The 17545-nt window shown below is 39.3% G+C and carries 18 protein-coding genes and 1 tRNA gene; 14 read left to right on the top strand and 5 right to left on the bottom strand.

Features of this window, described 5'->3' with window-relative positions; genetic code table 11:
* The first annotated feature begins 78 nt into the window (after positions 1–78).
* The 4 genes from GVK91_RS01315 to gap all read left to right on the top strand — a co-directional run bounded on the left by GVK91_RS01315 (position 79) and on the right by gap (position 3470).
* Positions 79–276, top strand: coding sequence for a hypothetical protein (locus tag GVK91_RS01315; protein WP_153844615.1), 198 nt, complete (start codon positions 79–81; stop codon positions 274–276).
* A 249-nt stretch (positions 277–525) separates the two neighbouring features.
* Complete coding sequence (locus GVK91_RS01310) at positions 526–1620, top strand: AI-2E family transporter (RefSeq protein ID WP_159726543.1); 1095 nt, start codon at positions 526–528, stop codon at positions 1618–1620.
* Positions 1621–1841: 221 nt separating this feature from the next.
* The gene (locus GVK91_RS01305; RefSeq protein WP_159726541.1) at positions 1842–2456 is read left to right on the top strand and encodes a redoxin domain-containing protein; all 615 of its coding nucleotides are present in this window, start codon (positions 1842–1844) and stop codon (positions 2454–2456) included.
* Between the two features lie 6 nt (positions 2457–2462).
* Complete coding sequence (gene gap / locus GVK91_RS01300) at positions 2463–3470, top strand: type I glyceraldehyde-3-phosphate dehydrogenase (protein ID WP_153844618.1); 1008 nt, start codon at positions 2463–2465, stop codon at positions 3468–3470.
* A 102-nt stretch (positions 3471–3572) separates the two neighbouring features.
* Here gap and GVK91_RS01295 read toward each other — a convergent pair whose 3' ends face one another.
* Positions 3573–4352, bottom strand: a complete 780-nt coding sequence (locus GVK91_RS01295; protein ID WP_182981698.1) for a TIGR02757 family protein — start codon at positions 4350–4352, stop codon at positions 3573–3575.
* An 8-nt stretch (positions 4353–4360) separates the two neighbouring features.
* Positions 4361–5395: a quinone-dependent dihydroorotate dehydrogenase gene (locus GVK91_RS01290; protein ID WP_088163570.1), complete on the bottom strand. Its 1035-nt coding sequence runs from the start codon at positions 5393–5395 to the stop codon at positions 4361–4363.
* Positions 5396–5455: 60 nt separating this feature from the next.
* On the opposite strand from GVK91_RS01290, the gene GVK91_RS01285 reads away from it, so the two are divergent.
* The 4 genes from GVK91_RS01285 (at position 5456) to GVK91_RS01270 (ending at position 8659) form a co-directional block, all read left to right on the top strand.
* Complete coding sequence (locus GVK91_RS01285; protein ID WP_153844620.1) at positions 5456–7375, top strand: ABC-F family ATP-binding cassette domain-containing protein; 1920 nt, start codon at positions 5456–5458, stop codon at positions 7373–7375.
* A gap of 134 nt (positions 7376–7509) precedes the next feature.
* Positions 7510–7582, top strand: a tRNA-Lys gene (locus GVK91_RS01280).
* A 263-nt stretch (positions 7583–7845) separates the two neighbouring features.
* Positions 7846–8358, top strand: a complete 513-nt coding sequence (locus GVK91_RS01275) for an ATP-binding protein (RefSeq protein WP_153844621.1) — start codon at positions 7846–7848, stop codon at positions 8356–8358.
* Position 8359: 1 nt separating this feature from the next.
* Positions 8360–8659: a hypothetical protein gene (locus GVK91_RS01270; protein WP_159726539.1), complete on the top strand. Its 300-nt coding sequence runs from the start codon at positions 8360–8362 to the stop codon at positions 8657–8659.
* Between the two features lie 35 nt (positions 8660–8694).
* On the opposite strand, the gene GVK91_RS01265 is transcribed toward GVK91_RS01270, so the two are convergent.
* Positions 8695–9000, bottom strand: coding sequence for a hypothetical protein (locus GVK91_RS01265; protein WP_153844623.1), 306 nt, complete (start codon positions 8998–9000; stop codon positions 8695–8697).
* A gap of 373 nt (positions 9001–9373) precedes the next feature.
* Between GVK91_RS01265 and GVK91_RS01260 the strand changes: the two genes are divergently transcribed.
* Entirely contained in the window at positions 9374–10486 is a 1113-nt protein-coding gene (locus GVK91_RS01260) for an acyltransferase (RefSeq protein WP_153844624.1), read from the top strand.
* A 65-nt stretch (positions 10487–10551) separates the two neighbouring features.
* On the opposite strand, the gene GVK91_RS01255 is transcribed toward GVK91_RS01260, so the two are convergent.
* The gene (locus GVK91_RS01255; protein WP_153844625.1) at positions 10552–11043 is read right to left on the bottom strand and encodes a YdcF family protein; all 492 of its coding nucleotides are present in this window, start codon (positions 11041–11043) and stop codon (positions 10552–10554) included.
* 251 nt (positions 11044–11294) lie between these two features.
* Here GVK91_RS01255 and GVK91_RS01250 point away from each other — a divergent pair, with 251 nt between their 5' ends.
* The gene (locus GVK91_RS01250) at positions 11295–12875 is read left to right on the top strand and encodes a discoidin domain-containing protein (RefSeq protein ID WP_200845515.1); all 1581 of its coding nucleotides are present in this window, start codon (positions 11295–11297) and stop codon (positions 12873–12875) included.
* Between the two features lie 194 nt (positions 12876–13069).
* A complete protein-coding gene (locus GVK91_RS01245; protein ID WP_153844626.1) occupies positions 13070–13591 on the top strand; it encodes a DinB family protein in 522 nt (173 codons plus the stop codon).
* 37 nt (positions 13592–13628) lie between these two features.
* On the opposite strand, the gene GVK91_RS01240 is transcribed toward GVK91_RS01245, so the two are convergent.
* Entirely contained in the window at positions 13629–14093 is a 465-nt protein-coding gene (locus GVK91_RS01240) for a GNAT family N-acetyltransferase (RefSeq protein WP_153844627.1), read from the bottom strand.
* Between the two features lie 219 nt (positions 14094–14312).
* Between GVK91_RS01240 and GVK91_RS01235 the strand changes: the two genes are divergently transcribed.
* The 3 genes from GVK91_RS01235 (at position 14313) to GVK91_RS01225 (ending at position 17506) form a co-directional block, all read left to right on the top strand.
* A complete protein-coding gene (locus GVK91_RS01235; protein WP_153844628.1) occupies positions 14313–15407 on the top strand; it encodes a PAS domain-containing sensor histidine kinase in 1095 nt (364 codons plus the stop codon).
* Positions 15408–15550: 143 nt separating this feature from the next.
* A complete protein-coding gene (locus tag GVK91_RS01230; protein WP_159726537.1) occupies positions 15551–16864 on the top strand; it encodes a sensor histidine kinase KdpD in 1314 nt (437 codons plus the stop codon).
* Positions 16865–16987: 123 nt separating this feature from the next.
* The gene (locus tag GVK91_RS01225) at positions 16988–17506 is read left to right on the top strand and encodes a methylated-DNA--[protein]-cysteine S-methyltransferase (RefSeq protein ID WP_153844630.1); all 519 of its coding nucleotides are present in this window, start codon (positions 16988–16990) and stop codon (positions 17504–17506) included.
* Positions 17507–17545 lie beyond the last annotated feature (39 nt).

Genomic DNA, 17545 nt, shown 5'->3' with positions numbered 1-17545 from the left:
TCCGTTTTATTTTGTATATTAGTTATAGCGGTCCCGCTGAACAAGCCTGATCGCTATAACCAACAAAAACAAAAGATTATGGGCTTATTTTCAAACAACAAAAAAGGAAAAGGGTCTCATCCTTTTTTTCATAAAGCGACCAAAGCAGTAGTCAACACGGCCTTTTTAGCTAAAGATTCCAGTCCATTAAGGACAACGCAACCCATGCTTTTTGTCAAACAATACGATATCCTAACGATCTTGAGGGAGGTTTTAATGCCACAGAATCAAAACTAAATTCGCATAAAAAGGCTGATCTTTCCATCCAAAAGTGAACAATTGGTTTGGAGTTGCTGGATGCAAAATAGCGTCATTGCCATTTTCATGGAGCCACCTCATCCAAGCTGATCCGAGGGCAAAAAAAAGAAATTCAAAAAATCATTGAAATTATAAAAAAGGAAGCTTAATTTAACAAGATAAAACTTTTCTAAAAAAATATTGTCATACGATAAATAACAATCGATAGACAGTATATTTGTCAGCTATATGAAGTACAAACAAATCAACAACAATTCCATCAATCAAATCATGCTAATCGTCATCATTCTGGCGATATGTATATTGATCTTTACAAGCCTATTCTACTACCTACCCGGTTTTCTGGGAGCAGTTACCTTATATGTTCTTTTTAGAAAAATCAACTTTAAGCTAACTGAAGAAAAAAAATGGAATAAATCTTTCGCCAGTATTTTATTGATATTATTGACCATCATATTCTTGGTAGGACCACTCTATCTGTTAATCAACTATATGGTACCTCAGGTAACAGAAGTCATTAGCAACAAAGACGATCTGATGCACAAGTTTGACTCGATCAAAATCTACTTTAAAGACAGCCCTTATTTAAGCAATATCGATCTTTCAGATACTGCCTTAATGGGAGCGCTTCAGAAAGCAGCTAAATTCATACCCAATATTCTGAATTCCGTTGCAGAAGTTGGTGTCAATATATTGGTTGCTCTATTTGTTTTGTATTTCATGCTGGTTAGCAGCAAAAAATTAGAACAAACCATCTATCAAGCGATCCCTTTCACCAAAGCCAGTAAAGCCGAATTGTGGAAAGAGTTTGACATGATGGTAAAATCCAATGCAATCGGCATCCCCATTTTGGCCATGTGCCAAGGTATTGTAGCCGGTCTTGGCTATTGGTTCTTTGGCTTGGAGAGCCCTATCTTTCTGGGGATACTCACCGCTGTTTCCACCATAATTCCTATTTTGGGAACGATGGTTGTATATCTACCGGCAGCGCTTTTTCTACTTGCGAATGGGCAGTCCGGAAATGCAATAGGTCTTGCCTTATACGGGATCATTATCATCGGGAGTATTGATAATGTACTTCGGTTTACCATATTGAAAAAGTTGGGCGATGTACATCCATTAATAACCGTGTTCGGTGTATTGTTAGGATTAAATCTATTTGGTATGCTGGGATTGATCTTTGGTCCGCTCATTTTATCCTGCGTTAGCGTACTCCTGAAAGTCTACAGTATTGAATTTGGACGAAGTACGCCTGAAATCATTCAAACTACCTCATTGACAGATACAAAGTCTACTCATGACAGCCCTGACATTATAGAATAAGGGCCCTTCAATGGATTAAGTTGATTTGGTCACAAATGTATCAATATCCAGTAAACTGTCATAAATGAGATTCAACGATTGATAATCCCTTTTTTTTCATAGTTTTGAATCATTAATACAATAGATTGTTCAATGCTTTCTACACAGAAATTGACGATTTATTAAGCATAAATATTAAAACGATAAAATCACTAAAACTGATTTAAAAGCAAACGTATTCTATGAATAAAAAGATTATCTTAGGAGTGACAGTGGCATTGGCTGCCGGAATTCTTTCCTCATGTAACAACAAACCGAAAACAGATCATACTGCAAATACGTCCCAGGAAGCCAGCGCTGAAAGCCATGACCATGCAGGTCACGATCATGCAGGCCATGACCATAGTCAAGCTGCACCAACGCAATCTTCCGACCCTGCAGCCATTCTCCCTAATTTCACATTTTATCAGCTTCGTTCGGGCATCCGTGTTACGCAGGAAAACGTTGCCAAAGACAAGAATACGGTTTTTATCCTATTTGATCCAGGATGTAGTCATTGTCAACATGAAGCTACGGAGCTAGAAAAGAATATTGATCGTATAAAAGACGTCAATATCTATTATATTTCCATGAATGACCCGGCATTAGTATTAGGTTTTTTTGACACATTCGCTCCTAAACTATCCAAAGCATCTAACGTAGAGGTATTGATTGATAAAGACCAAACGTTTATACAAACAATCCATGTGCCTTCACAATTTCCGGCAAATTATGTGTATGGTGCTGATGGAAAGCTAAAAGCACATTGGGAAGGTGAAAAAAATATTAACGAAGCAATAAGCCAATTTCATAAATAATCTGAAATGCTAAACATAGCAATCAATGGATTCGGACGTATCGGTAGAAATACACTACGTAATATCTTTTTAAGAGGGGCTTTCGATGAACTGCAGGTCATCGCTATCAATGATCTGACAGACACCAAGACGTTGGCCCACCTATTTAAATATGATTCTGTACATGGACCTTTTCCTGGTACCGTGACCCACGATGACCAACATATTATTGTCAATGGTCTTTCCATCTTGGTCACCAATGAAAAAGATCCGGCGGAACTGCCTTGGAAGGAGCTTCAGATTGATGTCGTCATAGAATCTACGGGGTACTTTACCAGTCGTGACAAAGCGTCGTTGCACTTGGAAGCTGGTGCAAAAAAAGTGATTATTTCCGCACCGGCACAAGATAAAGACATTCCAACAGTGGTATTGGGCATTAATGATCGTGTCATTGATCTATCTGCTTCGATTTTATCCAATGCCTCCTGTACAACAAACAATGTTGCTCCCCTAGTTAAAATATTGGATGAAAATTGGGGCATCAAAGATGGCTATATTACCACGGTTCACTCCATGACTGGAGACCAGAATCTTCACGACGCACCACATAAAGATTTAAGGAGAGCGCGGGCAGCATCTTCGGCGATCATTCCAACAACTACCGGTGCTGCTAAGGCCATCACCAATGTCTTTCCACATCTGCAGCATAAATTAGGAGGCGCAGGCATACGCGTACCTGTACTCAATGGCTCATTGACGGACTTTACCTGTACACTTGAGAAAGAAACCACGGTAGAGGAAATCAATAAAGCGTTCAAAGCTGCAGCAGAAAACGACTTAAAAAATGTATTATTTTATACAGAAGACCCCATAGTTTCGGTAGATATCATCAATAACCCCTATTCATGTGTATTTGATGCCCAGTTAACCTCGGTAGTGGGCGGTCTGGTCAAGGTAGTGGGCTGGTATGACAATGAATTTGGTTATTCTAATCGTTTGGTTGACCTCCTGGTCAAGATCGACAAGCTTGTATAAGCTAGCTACCCCTGCAGCATCTTACGATAGGTTCCAGTATTAAAAAAAAGCGTCCTTGCCAGCTATAGTTGACAAGGACGCTTTTTTCTTCACGCCTTAATTTTACATTTCCCCTTCTACGCCCAAACCAAACAACGCAAAATCATATTTGACCGGATCCAACGGATCTAGTAGGCGTAGATTGGCCGTTAATTCCTGGGCTGTTTTCCAATTCACTTTATCCAATGTTATTAGACCAAATTTACGGGCAACACGCTCAACATGGACATCGCACGGACAGATTAGATCTTTTGGGGACAGGCGGTGCCAAAGCCCAAAGTCTACCCCTTTTGTATCTTTTCTGACCATCCAGCGTAAAAACATATTGATCCGCTTGACGGTTGACTTCTGTGCTGGACTACTAATGTGTTTCCGTGTGCGAACAGGATAATCAGGCAACGAAAAGAAATAGGTTTTAAAGGCATTCAGTGCCATTTCTAAGTCGACCTCTTCCCTGTTCTCCTGCCCTACGAGAAAAGCATCTTCCAAAGATTCGAAATGCTGATAGTGATGCTTAAAAAAAGAAACAAAATAGAGAATATCGGTATCATTGAACGTGCGGTGTTTAAATCCCAGTAAGGTTTTTAAATCCTGCTCTTGATGATTTATCATATAATCGTATGGTGAACCATCCATTCGAGCCACTAGCTCGTTGCATTTATTGATAATCGTCTTTCTTTGCCCCCAAGCCATAATGGAAGCCAAGAATCCCATAATCTCAATGTCCTGCTTCGCTGAAAATTGATGCGGAATCGATATGGGATCATTTGGAATAAAACCAGGTTGATTATATTCATCAACTTTCTTATCCAAGAAATCTTTCAGATCAAAATCAACTGCCATGCTAATCCTTATCTTCCTGTCTGCAATATGCCTTTACAAATCTTTGCAATCAAGCCTGGGCCTTCATAGATAAAACCGGTATAAACTTGAATGAGACTGGCTCCGGCATCTAACTTCTCAATGGCATCTTTCGCCGAATGAATCCCCCCTACACCAATGATAGGAAATGCCTTGTTGGACTTTTCACTTAAGTAGCGAATAACTTCTGTTGAACGCTTGGTTAAAGGACGTCCACTTACCCCGCCCGCTTCATTAATCAGTTCCTGTTGACTCTTTAAGCCTTCTCTTGAAATTGTTGTATTCGTTGCGATGACACCTGCAATTTGTGTCTCCAATACGATCTCGACGATATCATCCAATTGACTATCCGTCAAATCAGGTGCTATTTTAAGCAGTATTGGCTTCGGAGCTGTTTTAGCGACATTGAGGCTTTGTAAAGTATTTAATAGATGTTTTAAAGGTTCCTTTTCTTGCAAATCGCGTAAGCCGGGTGTATTCGGGGAGCTCACATTGACAACAAAATAATCCACGTAGTCAAACAATGCATTGAAGCAATAAATGTAGTCATTGACAGCTTCTTCATTAGGCGTCACCTTATTCTTACCGATATTCCCGCCTATTAACAATCCCTTTCGATCCTTTAGATTTTTCAATCTTGTGGCGGCAACGTCTGCCCCTTGATTATTAAATCCCATTCTATTGATCAAAGCTTCATCGGAAACAAGTCTGAACATCCTGGGTTTATCGTTGCCCGGTTGCGGCTTGGGAGTTACCGTTCCGATTTCGATAAAACCAAATCCCAAATTAGTCATATCTGCAATATATTCCGCATTTTTATCAAAGCCAGCAGCAAGGCCCACAGGATTTTTAAATTTCAATCCAAAGACTTCGCGTTCCAAACGTGGATCTTCCACGGTAAAAAAAGCATTCAATAATTGTTTGGCGCCCCAAATTTTTGAGAAAACATTCAATCCACCGGTCACTTTATGGTGAGCCGTCTCCGGATTCATTGTAAAGAATATAGGTTTGACTAATTTATACATAATCGCAAAGTTACTCAAAGAAGAAGAAATATTCATTACTTTTGTACTTTTGCAGTTGAAATGATATCAATAAATAATTTAACATTTGAAATAGGATCTCGCGCTTTATATGACGAAGCAAACTGGCATATAAAACCAGGAGATAAAGTTGGCTTGATCGGTGCCAATGGTACAGGTAAATCGACTTTACTTCGCCTTATTGTCGGTCAATATACGCCCACATCAGGAACGATTTCCATGGCGAAGGACCTTAAGATTGGTTATTTAAACCAGGACTTATTGTCGTACCATTCTGACAAAAGCATTTTGCATGTTGCCATGGAAGCTTTTGAGCGCCAAAATCAATTACATGCCGAAATCGAGGGTTTACTCCACAAACTAGAAACAGATTATTCGGATGACATCCTGAATAAGCTAAGCGATAAACAAGTAGAATTTGAGGCCTTAGATGGTTATAACATCGAATTTAAGGCCCATGAAATCCTTGCCGGTCTAGGTTTTTCTGAAGAAGAACAAAAAAGACCATTAGCCACTTTCTCCGGAGGATGGCGTATGCGGGTTATGCTTGCCCGTATCTTATTGCAAACTCCGGATATTCTGTTACTGGATGAGCCGACCAACCACATGGACTTACCTTCCATCAAATGGCTGGAGAACTATCTGCAAGCATTTGATGGCGCCATTGTGATTGTTTCCCACGATCGATATTTCCTTGACCGCATCATCAAGAAAACGGTAGAATCACGTAAAGGAAAATTAACACTTTATGCAGGTAATTACAGTTTTTATCTTGAAGAGAAGGAATTACGGAATGAATTGCAGGCCAATCAGTTCAAAAACCAGCAAGCCAAGATAAAACAGGAAGAACGTTTAATTGAGCGTTTCCGCGCTAAGGCTTCCAAAGCCAAAATGGCGCAGTCTCGGATCAAGGCGTTGGATCGCTTGGAGAGAATTGACGATGTTGACGATGACAACCCTACAGTAAACTTCAGCTTTAAATTTTCAAAACCTTCAGGTCGTCACGTTGTGACGTTGGAAAATATTTCCAAGTCCTACCCTAACCTGGAGATCTTAAAAAATACCTCGGCTATTATAGAAAAGGGTGATAAGATTGCACTAATTGGTGCCAATGGTAAAGGTAAATCTACCCTCTTACGTATCGTGGCTAACGCGGATCACGAGTTTGAAGGAAAGGCAGAACAGGGACACAACGTTTCGCAAACATTTTTTGCACAACATCAGCTGGAAGCCTTACATCTGGAAAATTCCATCCTTGCCGAGTTACAAACTTTTGCACCGAAGCATACAGAGACCGAATTGCGCTCCATTCTTGGATGTTTTCTATTCACCGGAGACGATGCTTTCAAAAAGATCAAAGTACTTTCCGGAGGCGAGAAATCACGTGTGGCTCTTGCAAAAGCATTAACCGCAGACGCGAACTTCTTAGCACTCGATGAACCTACCAACCACTTGGATATGCAGTCTGTCAACATTCTGATCCAGGCTTTGCAGCAATACGAAGGTACATTTATCGTTGTATCCCACGACCGGTATTTCTTGGACAATGTGGCGAACAAAATCTGGTACATTGAGGACAAACAGATCAAGGAGTACCCAGGTACTTACCAGGAGTATGAAGAATGGGCTGCAAAACGCGTCGTGAAGACGGAGGTAAAAACCGAGAAAAAAGTCAAGGAAGAACCCAAAGTAAAGAAAGAAAAGCAACCACTTACGGAAGATAAGACACGTTTGTTGAGCAAAAAAAATAAGGAGCTAACGTCTTTTGAACAAAAAATTGAGGAGCAGGAAATTTTAGTCAAAAACTTAGAATCGAAGCTTGCCGACGAAGCTGTGTATTCGGATGCGACTAAGTTACAGGAAACTACACGTTCTTACAACTCAGCGAAGGCATTATTGACGCAATTCCAAGAGAGTTGGGAACAGTTGGCGGAAGAAATCATGGAATTGGAAAATGATTAATTTTTTTGACTTAAAATCAGCTTATTAAGCATTAAAGCGTGATTTTAAGTCAAAATTATTTGCAGGAATAGGATTAAAGCCCTACTTTTGCATCACTTCAAACAAGGAACGGTAGTTCAAAAATAAAGAAGTAAGATTCCGTAGCTCAGCTGGTAGAGCAATACACTTTTAATGTATGGGTCCTGGGTTCGAATCCCAGCGGGATCACAGAAAAAAGCTAATCGCAAGATTAGCTTTTTTTGTTTTAACAGAGTAGGATTCGAAAGATTAATGGCACTTACTTTGCCTTTTTCCTGTCCATCAATAACAACTATATTCTGTTTGCGGATGTTTGATTCGGCTATTACAAGCGTTAGATACAGCATAAAACATATGAAGGCGATTAGAATATCGGATATTTAATTAGCTATTTTTGTTTAACAACATTACCTTGGATGTTGACAACGTAGTTCATAAAATAAATTTGAAAAATGAGAATTGCCCTATTTGGCACGCACAAAGTAGGTAAAACCTCCTTAGCAGAAGAGCTTCTGGAAAAACTTCCCGGATACGCGCTGGAAGTAGAACCCTACTATCAACTGGAATCATTGGGCCATGAATTCCTTGAAGATCCCAGCGCTGAAGATTTCGTTGAACAATTTAACTACTCTGCCCAGTTAATTTCACAAAGTGGAGACAATGTAATATTCGATAGATGTGTACTCGACATCTTAGCTTATCTGCATATTCTTGATCCAAAGAAAAATATTCAGTTCCTTTTTGAAAAAGCCTTTGCTGTATTGGCCGAAATTGATCTTTTGGTGTTTGTCCCCATTGAAGAACCCGATTTGATACCTTGCCACAAGTCGGATCTACCCAAACTTAGATCTAAAGTTAATGATTTACTCCTCGATTGGATTGACGACTTCGGTATACAAGCTATTGAAGTAAACGGCACATTATCGAGTCGTAGTGACCAGATACTTGCTAAAATTAAATCCTAAGATGTTAGATTTTTATATTATCGATGATAAACAAGTAAAACCAGATTTTCCTGAAAAGGCAGGATTGGTTTTCGTTGGACAACTTGACGAAAAGACTTTCAGCAGTCTTCAGCAAAAAGGCATAATCGCTACACAATTTGACTATTATACGGATTTCAGGCTGGATACTGCTCTGATTAAACAAATTCAGCAAATTATATTAGACAAGGGATTCCAAATGGATACTGACATAAAAAGCTTCACTCAAATCCTTGACATTGCAAGTAACAAACAAAGTGGTTTAATTGCATATAGCGATTAAACATATCTTTTGCATGAAGCGCGGTCTCTCCTTCGCTAAAACGGATCGTTTGAGCTCCCTATAAAGTTCATAAACTCAATTTTGGGCTCAACAGCAAGGTTTTTATCTCTTTGTTCCTGAAAATCGACAAAGCTCGGTATTCTCAGTAATTGATCCTGTATCTCATTATTCTTATATTGGGAAATATGTACGAAAGTATTGCTTTCACCACCCTGCAAAATAGTATACAGGAATTGTGTTCCATCTAACTTCCTGAAATCTTTGAGAAAGCTTTCAATCATTTTTTTATTCGCATGTACATAGTCATCGCGAACACTATAGGTTACTTTAACAACAATCATTTCTTTTATTAATTTATGTTTATAAATGCACAGCGGGATTTTCAATGCACAAAGGGAGATTCTCGATTTCACGTAAACTGACGGTCGAAGAAAGCCCTTGTGAATTGGACAGCAAGATATGAAAAATTTGGGTCATTGGATCTCGGAATGCACGATCTATAAGAATATAAATGCTGGCTGCTGTGTGTACCAGCAATAAAACTTGTGAATCCACATAAACGATTCGGTACAACACAAAAAATGAGACTAACCATCGGGATTTTGATACGATTTGATCAAATTTAAACCTGTTATTTCATTATTTTCACCCATTCAATAACATTTATAAACAGTTAGCAAGTCCATAGACATCTTCGAAATACGATCAGAAGCCATGAACAATAAAAACCTTTCTACAAAGCCACACTATCCCATTTTAGACGGACTACGAGGAGTCGCAGCGATTATTGTTGTAACCTTTCATCTCACGGAGCCATTGGGAACAGGACATCTCGATATCTTGGTCAACCATGGCTATTTGGCCGTTGACTTTTTCTTTCTTTTATCTGGCTTTGTGATCGGTTATGCCTATGATGATCGCTGGCATAAAATGTCTATTGGCACCTTCTTTAAACGCCGTATTGAACGCCTTCAGCCGATGGTTATATTAGGTATGACTCTTGGCGCGATAGGCTTTTACTTTACAGATTCTACAATCTGGCCACTTATTCACACCGTTCCGCTCTGGAAAATGCTTTTGGTAATGCTCATTGGTTATACGATTCTCCCCGTTCCCCTCTCTTTGGATATTCGTGGCTGGCAGGAAATGCACCCGCTCAATAGTGTCGGCTGGTCATTATTTTTTGAATATATTGCCAATATTCTATATGCCATCGGTATTCGCAAACTATCCAAAACAGCTTTAAGCATTTTGGTCTTTATTGCAGCTGTGGCACTAGCCCATTTGGCGATCACAAGTCCTACTGGAGATGTTAGCGGTGGCTGGACATTAAATGCTGAACAAGTGCGGATAGGAATCACCCGTACCATGTACCCTTTTTTTGCGGGCCTCCTGCTCTCCAGAATAACAAGCCCAAGTCGTATCCGACATGCATTTTTGTACTGTAGTATTTTAATCGCTATTGTGTTGTATATGCCTCGTATAGGCGGAGCAGAGCAGCTCTGGATGAACGGGATATATGAGTCGGTATGCATTATCATTGTATTCCCCTTGATTGTTTACCTGGGGACAGGCAGTATATCAAGCAACAGAATAGAAAATAAGCTCTGTAAATTTTTGGGTGACATCTCCTACCCGTTATACCTCGTACACTACCCTTTCGTCTATTTTTATGTTGCCTGGATCAGCAACAATAAGGATGTGACGCTTATAAAAGCTTTGCCTTATGCCCTATTGATTTTGGTGGCGAGTATTGCACTGGCCTATATCAGCTTGAAATGGTATGACGAACCTGTCCGCAAATGGCTCAGAAAGAAATTGGGCTAATGCATAAAAAAACTGCCGGCATAAGGGGGCAATCGCTAAAAATAGTGCTATTCCAATACTCCTGTTTAACGTTCCAGTATTCTCCGGATAGCCTGTTTTTCATGCAGTGACAACAAATTGAATTTCTCGGGACTAACAGTCGACTTTGCAGCAATGAACAGCACATTTGGGTAGTCAATGAGTTTTTCTTGCAATAATTTCGCTCGCTCCATGTGAAAATCAGAGGTGATCACGATGAAGAGATCTGGAGAGATCTTTTTGATAATCTCCTTTGATAGCATAAAATCTTCGTAGGTATTTGTGGATAGTACACATGGAAGTAAATCTTTCTCTGCGACACCTCTTTCCATAAGATAAGCTTGAGCATAAGTGCCATGCGGCTTTTCTGTCCGATTGAAATGTTCACCCATGCCTCCGGTGCATAAAATTGCAGTCCCCTCATTATGACAATAGAAATTATAGGCACATTCATTTCTATCTAATGCCATAACGCTGAGATTCCCCTTCTCATCATTGGGTGCGCCCAACAATAATATCAGGTTTTTAATTTTTTCCATACGATTTAATTATTCATACAATCAAATGTAATAAGACCTAGATGAAAACCAAGTAAGAAGTCGGTTAAATTTTATCCAGTTACTATTAATTCTTAATCATTTCATGCTCAAATAAATTAAAATGTTACAAAACATTTTTCAAAGTTGATTAATCAATCGATTGACTAAACTAATTATGATAAAAGTTTATTTTTTTACACACCAATAAAAGATGCCTTATTTATATTTATTGATACACAATATAAACCATTATGAGAAAACTTTTAAATCTAATGCTTGCAACCCTCGCTTTAGGGGCTGCCTCCTGTAACAAGACCTTGGTAAATACCGAAGAAAGTGTCGAAACTCTAAAAGCAAAAACATCAACTAGCTCGGTAACAAATGAATGGAACAGTAATCCCTACAAGCTGAACGTCATCTATTTTGTTCCAAATGATGTTGATTCCATTCCCAACTTCAGAAAGCGTCTTAGCAAGATCCTTTTGGATGCCCAAAATATGTTTGCAAATAATATGGATCGCGAAGGGTTCGGCAGAAAATCCTTCGGATTAGATCTGCTCAATGACAGCCTGATTAATATTCATTACATCGCTGGAAAATATGGTAAAGCTACTTATCCGTACTCAGGGGGCAGCGGCGCTGTGAAGGCGGAAGTGGACAGCTATTTTAATCAAAATCCGTCAGGAAAAAAAAGCGAGCACAATCTAATCATTATTCCAACCTACAATACAGATCCAGCTAATCCGGGAGGCCCTCCATTTTATGGTACAGGTACCAGCTGCTATGCGTTAGATTATGTAAATCTGGACGCTAAAAACTTAGGAATAGGCGGTGATATTGGATGGAAAGCAACTGTATGGATAGGTGGAATGATTCACGAACTGGGCCATGGATTAAATGCCAGCCACAACAGAATGAACAAAACGCTAGCGCCAACTTTAGGTACCGCATTAATGGGCTCAGGCAATTCAACCTACGGAATATCTACAACCTCTTTGACCGGTACCACAGCGGCAACATTTAACAATAGCCAAGTATTCAGCCCTGTAGCAAGAAGTGACTGGTATGCTTCTGCATCTGCAGAAATAACATCCCTGTCATCAAGCTTTGTGAACAATAAGATTATCGTTTCGGGGAAATTTACAACAACAAAACCAGTCAATGACATTGTTGTTTGGCACGATAGGGAGCCTTTTGGAGTGAATAACGATTATGATGCCGTACAATGGGCTACAAAAATAATAGGCCAGGATAGTTTTCGATTTGAGTGCCCATTAGCTGATTTTTATGATCTGACAGGAAATTACGAAATGAGAATAGGATTTCTCCATGTCAATGGAAGCCGTACTACCTTAGGATACGCTTATAACTTCGTTAACAATATCCCCGATTTATCCAAGGTTGTAACCTATAAATTGTTACCGACCACAGGTTGGTCAATTGTAGCTAGCGATAGTAATGAGCCTGGATCACCGGCAAGCAATGTATTGGATATGAATAGAAGTACAGTCTGGCATACTCCCTGGTCGTCCACTCAAACTCCGCAGCCACATTTCTTCTCCGTCAATATGGGCGCATTACGTACCGTAAAAGGAGTTGCTTTCCGTAACCGCGACAATTTAAATGGAGCGATGAAAGATGTCAATATTTACTCAAGTACAAATGGTATAAGCTGGACGTTGATTAAAACGACTCAGTTGAGCAAAGTCGCTGGCTCCTGGATCAATGTCGATCTTAATACATCCATTAGCACCCAATACCTTAAAATAGAATCGACAAGTTCTTGGGGTGATTTCTTCTATTCTCATCTTGCAGATTTTGGTGCATATTAAAACTTAGATCGATAGAATATAGGGCCGATATAGCAAATAATATCGGCCTTTTCTAACTTTGATCAACACCGAATAAGTGAGATTCATAATTGAGGTTAGCAAATAATTTTATATTTTTAGTAGATCATGCTGACTTTGACTTATCAATAAGCTAGAAAAAACGATCGAAATAATCACTTATCACTAAAATTAGGATGAATAGACAAGAACTGATCAAAAATTTTTCTGACAACCACTATACGGTTATTGCCTATATCCAGGCATTACCTGAGCCTCATTTTTCATATCGTAATCATGAAAAATGGACGGCTGGTCAGCAGCTAAAACATATTCTCTTAACGCTTCTACCCTTTCCAAAGGTACTTCAGTCAAAAGATTATATAGCCCAAAAATTTGGATCCCTGCAACGCGCAACCTGGGACTACGATACGGTGCGTAACAATTATCTCAAAACAAGCCGGCAGGCCCCTAGTCAATTTTTGCCTGAAGAAATCCTGCCCGCACAGAAAGAGGGGCTGATTGCGCAACTGGAAGAAGTATTAGCTACAATCAATCAGCTATTTGTACTGTACAATGAAGAGGAGCTCGATAGCCTGGTTTTACCACATCCTCTGCTCGGCAAACTCAGTATACGCGAAATGTTTTTTCTGATGAGCTATCATCCCTTACACCACCTGAATCAAATCAAGGAAAACTTGGTCTCATTCAATCAATGAGCTACACTTTATTCATCAGCTTTTCATCAAATCAGTGTTAATGGTATTGTTCTCTTGTATGGACCATATCATATAAATCAAAGCCTTCAGCCCAATAGTCTTTATGGATTTCCCTTAGTATAAAACCATTTTTCTTATAAAATCCGAACGTGAATTGAGAGGTACCGACTTCGATCTTTTCAACCTGATGATGGGTGTACAGAAAGTCAATACGGTGATGCAATAGGTTTTTTCCAAAACCAAATCCGTGATATTTTGGATTTAAAAAACTCCAGCTCAAAAATCCTGTGCGCTCATCATCAGAAAAACCTACTCCACCGCCACCAATAATTTGCCCGTTAACCAGTGCAACAAAATACGTCTCCATTTCCTGGTCAAGATATTCTGTGAAATCGGCAACCTCGCTCTGTGCAAAGTACTTCGGTATATTCATATGAAGAATATCGATCAGCCTATTTCTGTCCTGAACATCATATTTCCTAATTTCCAAATACTTATCCATAATTGGTATGATTACAAATCCCTGTCTATTGTTAACTTACATTTCCTTTGAAGTTTATTAAATATAATAATAATTTAGTGTGTTTTTATTGCGCTATTTCCAAGCCCACCGATTGGCCGTATTTTTCCCAAGAAACATTAAAAACCATCGCTATTGGCTTGATTTTTGATTAATTTTACGGTCGCACTGCGGTAAGCAGATGATCATTAAATACCCAATATGCAAAAACCTCAAAAGGATATTCCGATTTTTTTTGAAGCATTAAATCAGATGCCGATTGCAACTGCCATTTATGATAATTCGAACCTCAATATCGCATTCGCCAACTCGCGAATGCTAAATATGTGGCGTACAGAAAACGAAATATTTGGACATTCCTTTGGAGAGGTTTTTCCGGTTTTTACCCAAGAAGGATTTACAGATATACTCCGTAATGTCTGGGAGAGCGGTGTCACCTACAAGGCATTTGAAACCCCTGCAACGATCATTGACCGTGATTTCAAGATCAAACGTTATTTTGATTTTGAATATAGGCCCCTCTTTGATAAGCGTGGCCGAACTTATTCCATCCTCCACACAGCCACAGATGTCACGCATAAGATACACGAAGAGAAACCTGAAGATCAAGAAAATATAACAATCAATCCCGCAACCAACCTGCGCATGATATCCTATACGCTATCACATGATGCTAAAAATCCTTTGGCTCTTGCTAAATTGGGCATAGGTGTGCTAAAAGAACATTTGGATATGCAGTCCAATAGGCGGCTCGAATTGTACGATGTCATTGATCAATCACTTGAAAACATTGCTGATATTATCGACAAAACGGTCGAACTGAGTCTTGCTCCAATTAACAGACTACGGAAACAAGCTCTTCGTTTAGATCTTACATTGCCCAATTGGTGCCGGGAAGCCAAATTATTATATCGTAGCCCACATACTGAACTTATCTTTGGTGACCTTTTTCCAGTAAACAGCGATCAAAATGCAATCTACCAAATCTTTACAAACTTGATCAACAATGCCGTCAAATACTCTTCGGCCAATAAGAAAGCAACGGTGCATATCTATAGTGAAAAAGTAACGAACGGTGTGTTATATATCATCAAAGACAATGGTATCGGTATTCCGCAGCATGAACTCGAAAATATCCGCATGGAAAGACTCCGTGGTTCAAATTCAACGGATTACCAGGGAAAAGGCATCGGATTGTTTATCGTTCAGGAAATTCTTGAAAGACTCAAAGCGCAGATGGCCATCTTCAGTAAGGAAAACCAAGGAACCGAAATCCGTTTATTTTTCCCAAATTAATAAAGCGACATAGCACTTTTATCTTCCTTTCATGGCAGATTTTGCCAATCTTAAACTGCTTTCAAGAAAAATCATTGTTGGACTGCTGATTTATGGCTAATTTTGAGTGTTTAGAAATTGTAAGCAAAATCAGACACGTCTCTATGAATCATTTTCGTAAATATTGGAAACTATTTTCCCATATTGGTGCACATCCGGGCATGTCATACATCGATTTCAAACGTGTGCACATGATAAATTTGATTGCATTGTTATGTTTATTTCCGACAATTTTCTTTTCAATCCTCAATCTTATCGACCACCGCTATGTTTTATCGGCGATTAATTTCTCCAATTCTATTTGTTCGTTTACGGTCCTTCTGCTTCAATATTATGGGAAACACAATATCGCGAAGGCAACACTATTGACAAGTAATTCTGTGTTTTTCTTCGCTGGGGCACTACTTTATAAAAATGGCGGCGAATATTTTTTATTGTGCACTTTGATTGTCTCGATGTTAATGTATGACAACCGAAAGATCCATATAGTCCTTTGTATTACGGTAGCTTTCCTGATTTTACTGTTATATTTGCTTCCTGATATACTTCCCCTGAGCCAGCAAGTTCCACGATCCAGATCTGTTTTCAATATTATCAATGCACTTGCTTTCATGGTCGTTGCGGTCAACTTCTTTCTTGATATCATCTATAAGAATATGAAAAAAATTGAGCAGCAACGCCTCAACTTAGAATCCATGAATCGGGACAAAGAAAAAATTTTTTCTATTATCGCGCACGACATCAAAAGTCCTTTTGCCAACTTGGAAGCACTGGTATTTATGTTTCGTAATCAGATGCTCGATAGTACGGCATCCCAGGAATATATCCAACAGATCTATCAGCAGATTACGCAGCAGAATCAAGCTTTGGATGATTTGCTGCAGTGGGGCAGCAGCAGTATGCAAGGTATGAATACCAAAGCATCACCCCAATTGATCAAACCTATGATACAACAAATTATTAAAGTTTTTAATGAGAACACACAATCTAAACAACTAAAAATCAACATTAATATACCTAACAACACGCAGATAATTGCCAATCGGGATCATACCATCATTATTTTACGCAACCTGATTAGCAATGCAATCAAATTCAGCTATGTGAATGGGAATATCAACATTTACACCAGCATGGATGAAACCTATACACATATTCATATTCAGGATGAAGGAATAGGGATTAACCCCTCGAAGTCTGCTGCACTTTTTAATGAGATTCAGCAAAAGTCCTTTGGCACAGAAGACGAGCCCGGATCGGGTGTGGGCCTAGTCCTATGCAAGGATCTTATTGAACGAAACAAAGGTGTTGTGAACATCCAAAGTACACCCAATAAGGGATCCGTTTTTACAGTTGGATTGCCATCCTGCCCCAGTCATAAGCAGCAAACCAAGATCGAAGTGCCTACATGCTGTTAACCCAAATATAGGTTTAGAAAATTTTTGATGAGATTATTTACTGTAGAAAAAACTTTGTGTGCTTCATCAATATAGGTTCATTTTTGTAGATTTACCCCTAATACACATTGACGCAAAGGAAATATGGAAGTAAATGCCAATTATGTATATAAAATCATCGACACACCAGTTGGTCCTATACACTTAATCGCTACCGAAAAGGGACTTTCAGGTTTAGTTTGGGCGGACAAGGATTATATCCGCACAAAACTTCCTACAGCAACCTACAATGAACAAGCTCCAGTTTTAACACAGACAGAACTGCAGCTGAATGAGTACTTCGCAAAAAAAAGAAAGATATTTGATATTCCGCTTGATTTTCAGGGAACAGCCTTTCAGATCAGGGTCTGGGAAGTGCTTTTAGGTGTTCCCTATGGTACAACCAGGACTTACGGTCAACTGGCGCAGCAACTTGGCGACAGCAAAGCTGTCCGGGCCGTTGGTGGCGCGTTGAATAAAAATCCTATAGCCATCATTGTCCCCTGTCATAGGATAGTTGGCACCTCAGGCAAGCTTGTTGGCTTTGCCGGGGGCATTCGCAATAAGTCTATCCTGCTGGACCTTGAACAACACTATCAGAACCCAACACTATTCGATCTTTAACGCTGATTATTAGCCTTGGAGCATGTTATTCCTGCGGTA

It is taken from the genome of Sphingobacterium sp. 18053 (genome assembly GCF_902706145.1).
GTDB classification, from domain to species: Bacteria; Bacteroidota; Bacteroidia; order Sphingobacteriales; family Sphingobacteriaceae; genus Sphingobacterium; species Sphingobacterium paramultivorum.
The sequence above is the reverse complement of the archived record's forward strand: the minus strand, read 5'-3'. Positions and strand labels throughout refer to the sequence as shown.

Bases quoted from the DNA above. Each gene is read 5' to 3' on its own strand.
- GVK91_RS01315 (WP_153844615.1), top strand. From the start codon at position 79: ATGGGCTTATTTTCAAACAACAAAAAAGGAAAAGGGTCTCATCCTTTT.
- GVK91_RS01310 (WP_159726543.1), top strand. From the start codon at position 526: ATGAAGTACAAACAAATCAACAACAATTCCATCAATCAAATCATGCTA.
- GVK91_RS01305 (WP_159726541.1), top strand. From the start codon at position 1,842: ATGAATAAAAAGATTATCTTAGGAGTGACAGTGGCATTGGCTGCCGGA.
- gap (WP_153844618.1), top strand. From the start codon at position 2,463: ATGCTAAACATAGCAATCAATGGATTCGGACGTATCGGTAGAAATACA.
- GVK91_RS01295 (WP_182981698.1), bottom strand. From the start codon at position 4,352: ATGGCAGTTGATTTTGATCTGAAAGATTTCTTGGATAAGAAAGTTGAT.
- GVK91_RS01290 (WP_088163570.1), bottom strand. From the start codon at position 5,395: ATGTATAAATTAGTCAAACCTATATTCTTTACAATGAATCCGGAGACG.
- GVK91_RS01285 (WP_153844620.1), top strand. From the start codon at position 5,456: ATGATATCAATAAATAATTTAACATTTGAAATAGGATCTCGCGCTTTA.
- GVK91_RS01275 (WP_153844621.1), top strand. From the start codon at position 7,846: ATGAGAATTGCCCTATTTGGCACGCACAAAGTAGGTAAAACCTCCTTA.
- GVK91_RS01270 (WP_159726539.1), top strand. From the start codon at position 8,360: ATGTTAGATTTTTATATTATCGATGATAAACAAGTAAAACCAGATTTT.
- GVK91_RS01265 (WP_153844623.1), bottom strand. From the start codon at position 9,000: ATGATTGTTGTTAAAGTAACCTATAGTGTTCGCGATGACTATGTACAT.
- GVK91_RS01260 (WP_153844624.1), top strand. From the start codon at position 9,374: ATGAACAATAAAAACCTTTCTACAAAGCCACACTATCCCATTTTAGAC.
- GVK91_RS01255 (WP_153844625.1), bottom strand. From the start codon at position 11,043: ATGGAAAAAATTAAAAACCTGATATTATTGTTGGGCGCACCCAATGAT.
- GVK91_RS01250 (WP_200845515.1), top strand. From the start codon at position 11,295: ATGAGAAAACTTTTAAATCTAATGCTTGCAACCCTCGCTTTAGGGGCT.
- GVK91_RS01245 (WP_153844626.1), top strand. From the start codon at position 13,070: ATGAATAGACAAGAACTGATCAAAAATTTTTCTGACAACCACTATACG.
- GVK91_RS01240 (WP_153844627.1), bottom strand. From the start codon at position 14,093: ATGGATAAGTATTTGGAAATTAGGAAATATGATGTTCAGGACAGAAAT.
- GVK91_RS01235 (WP_153844628.1), top strand. From the start codon at position 14,313: ATGCAAAAACCTCAAAAGGATATTCCGATTTTTTTTGAAGCATTAAAT.
- GVK91_RS01230 (WP_159726537.1), top strand. From the start codon at position 15,551: ATGAATCATTTTCGTAAATATTGGAAACTATTTTCCCATATTGGTGCA.
- GVK91_RS01225 (WP_153844630.1), top strand. From the start codon at position 16,988: ATGGAAGTAAATGCCAATTATGTATATAAAATCATCGACACACCAGTT.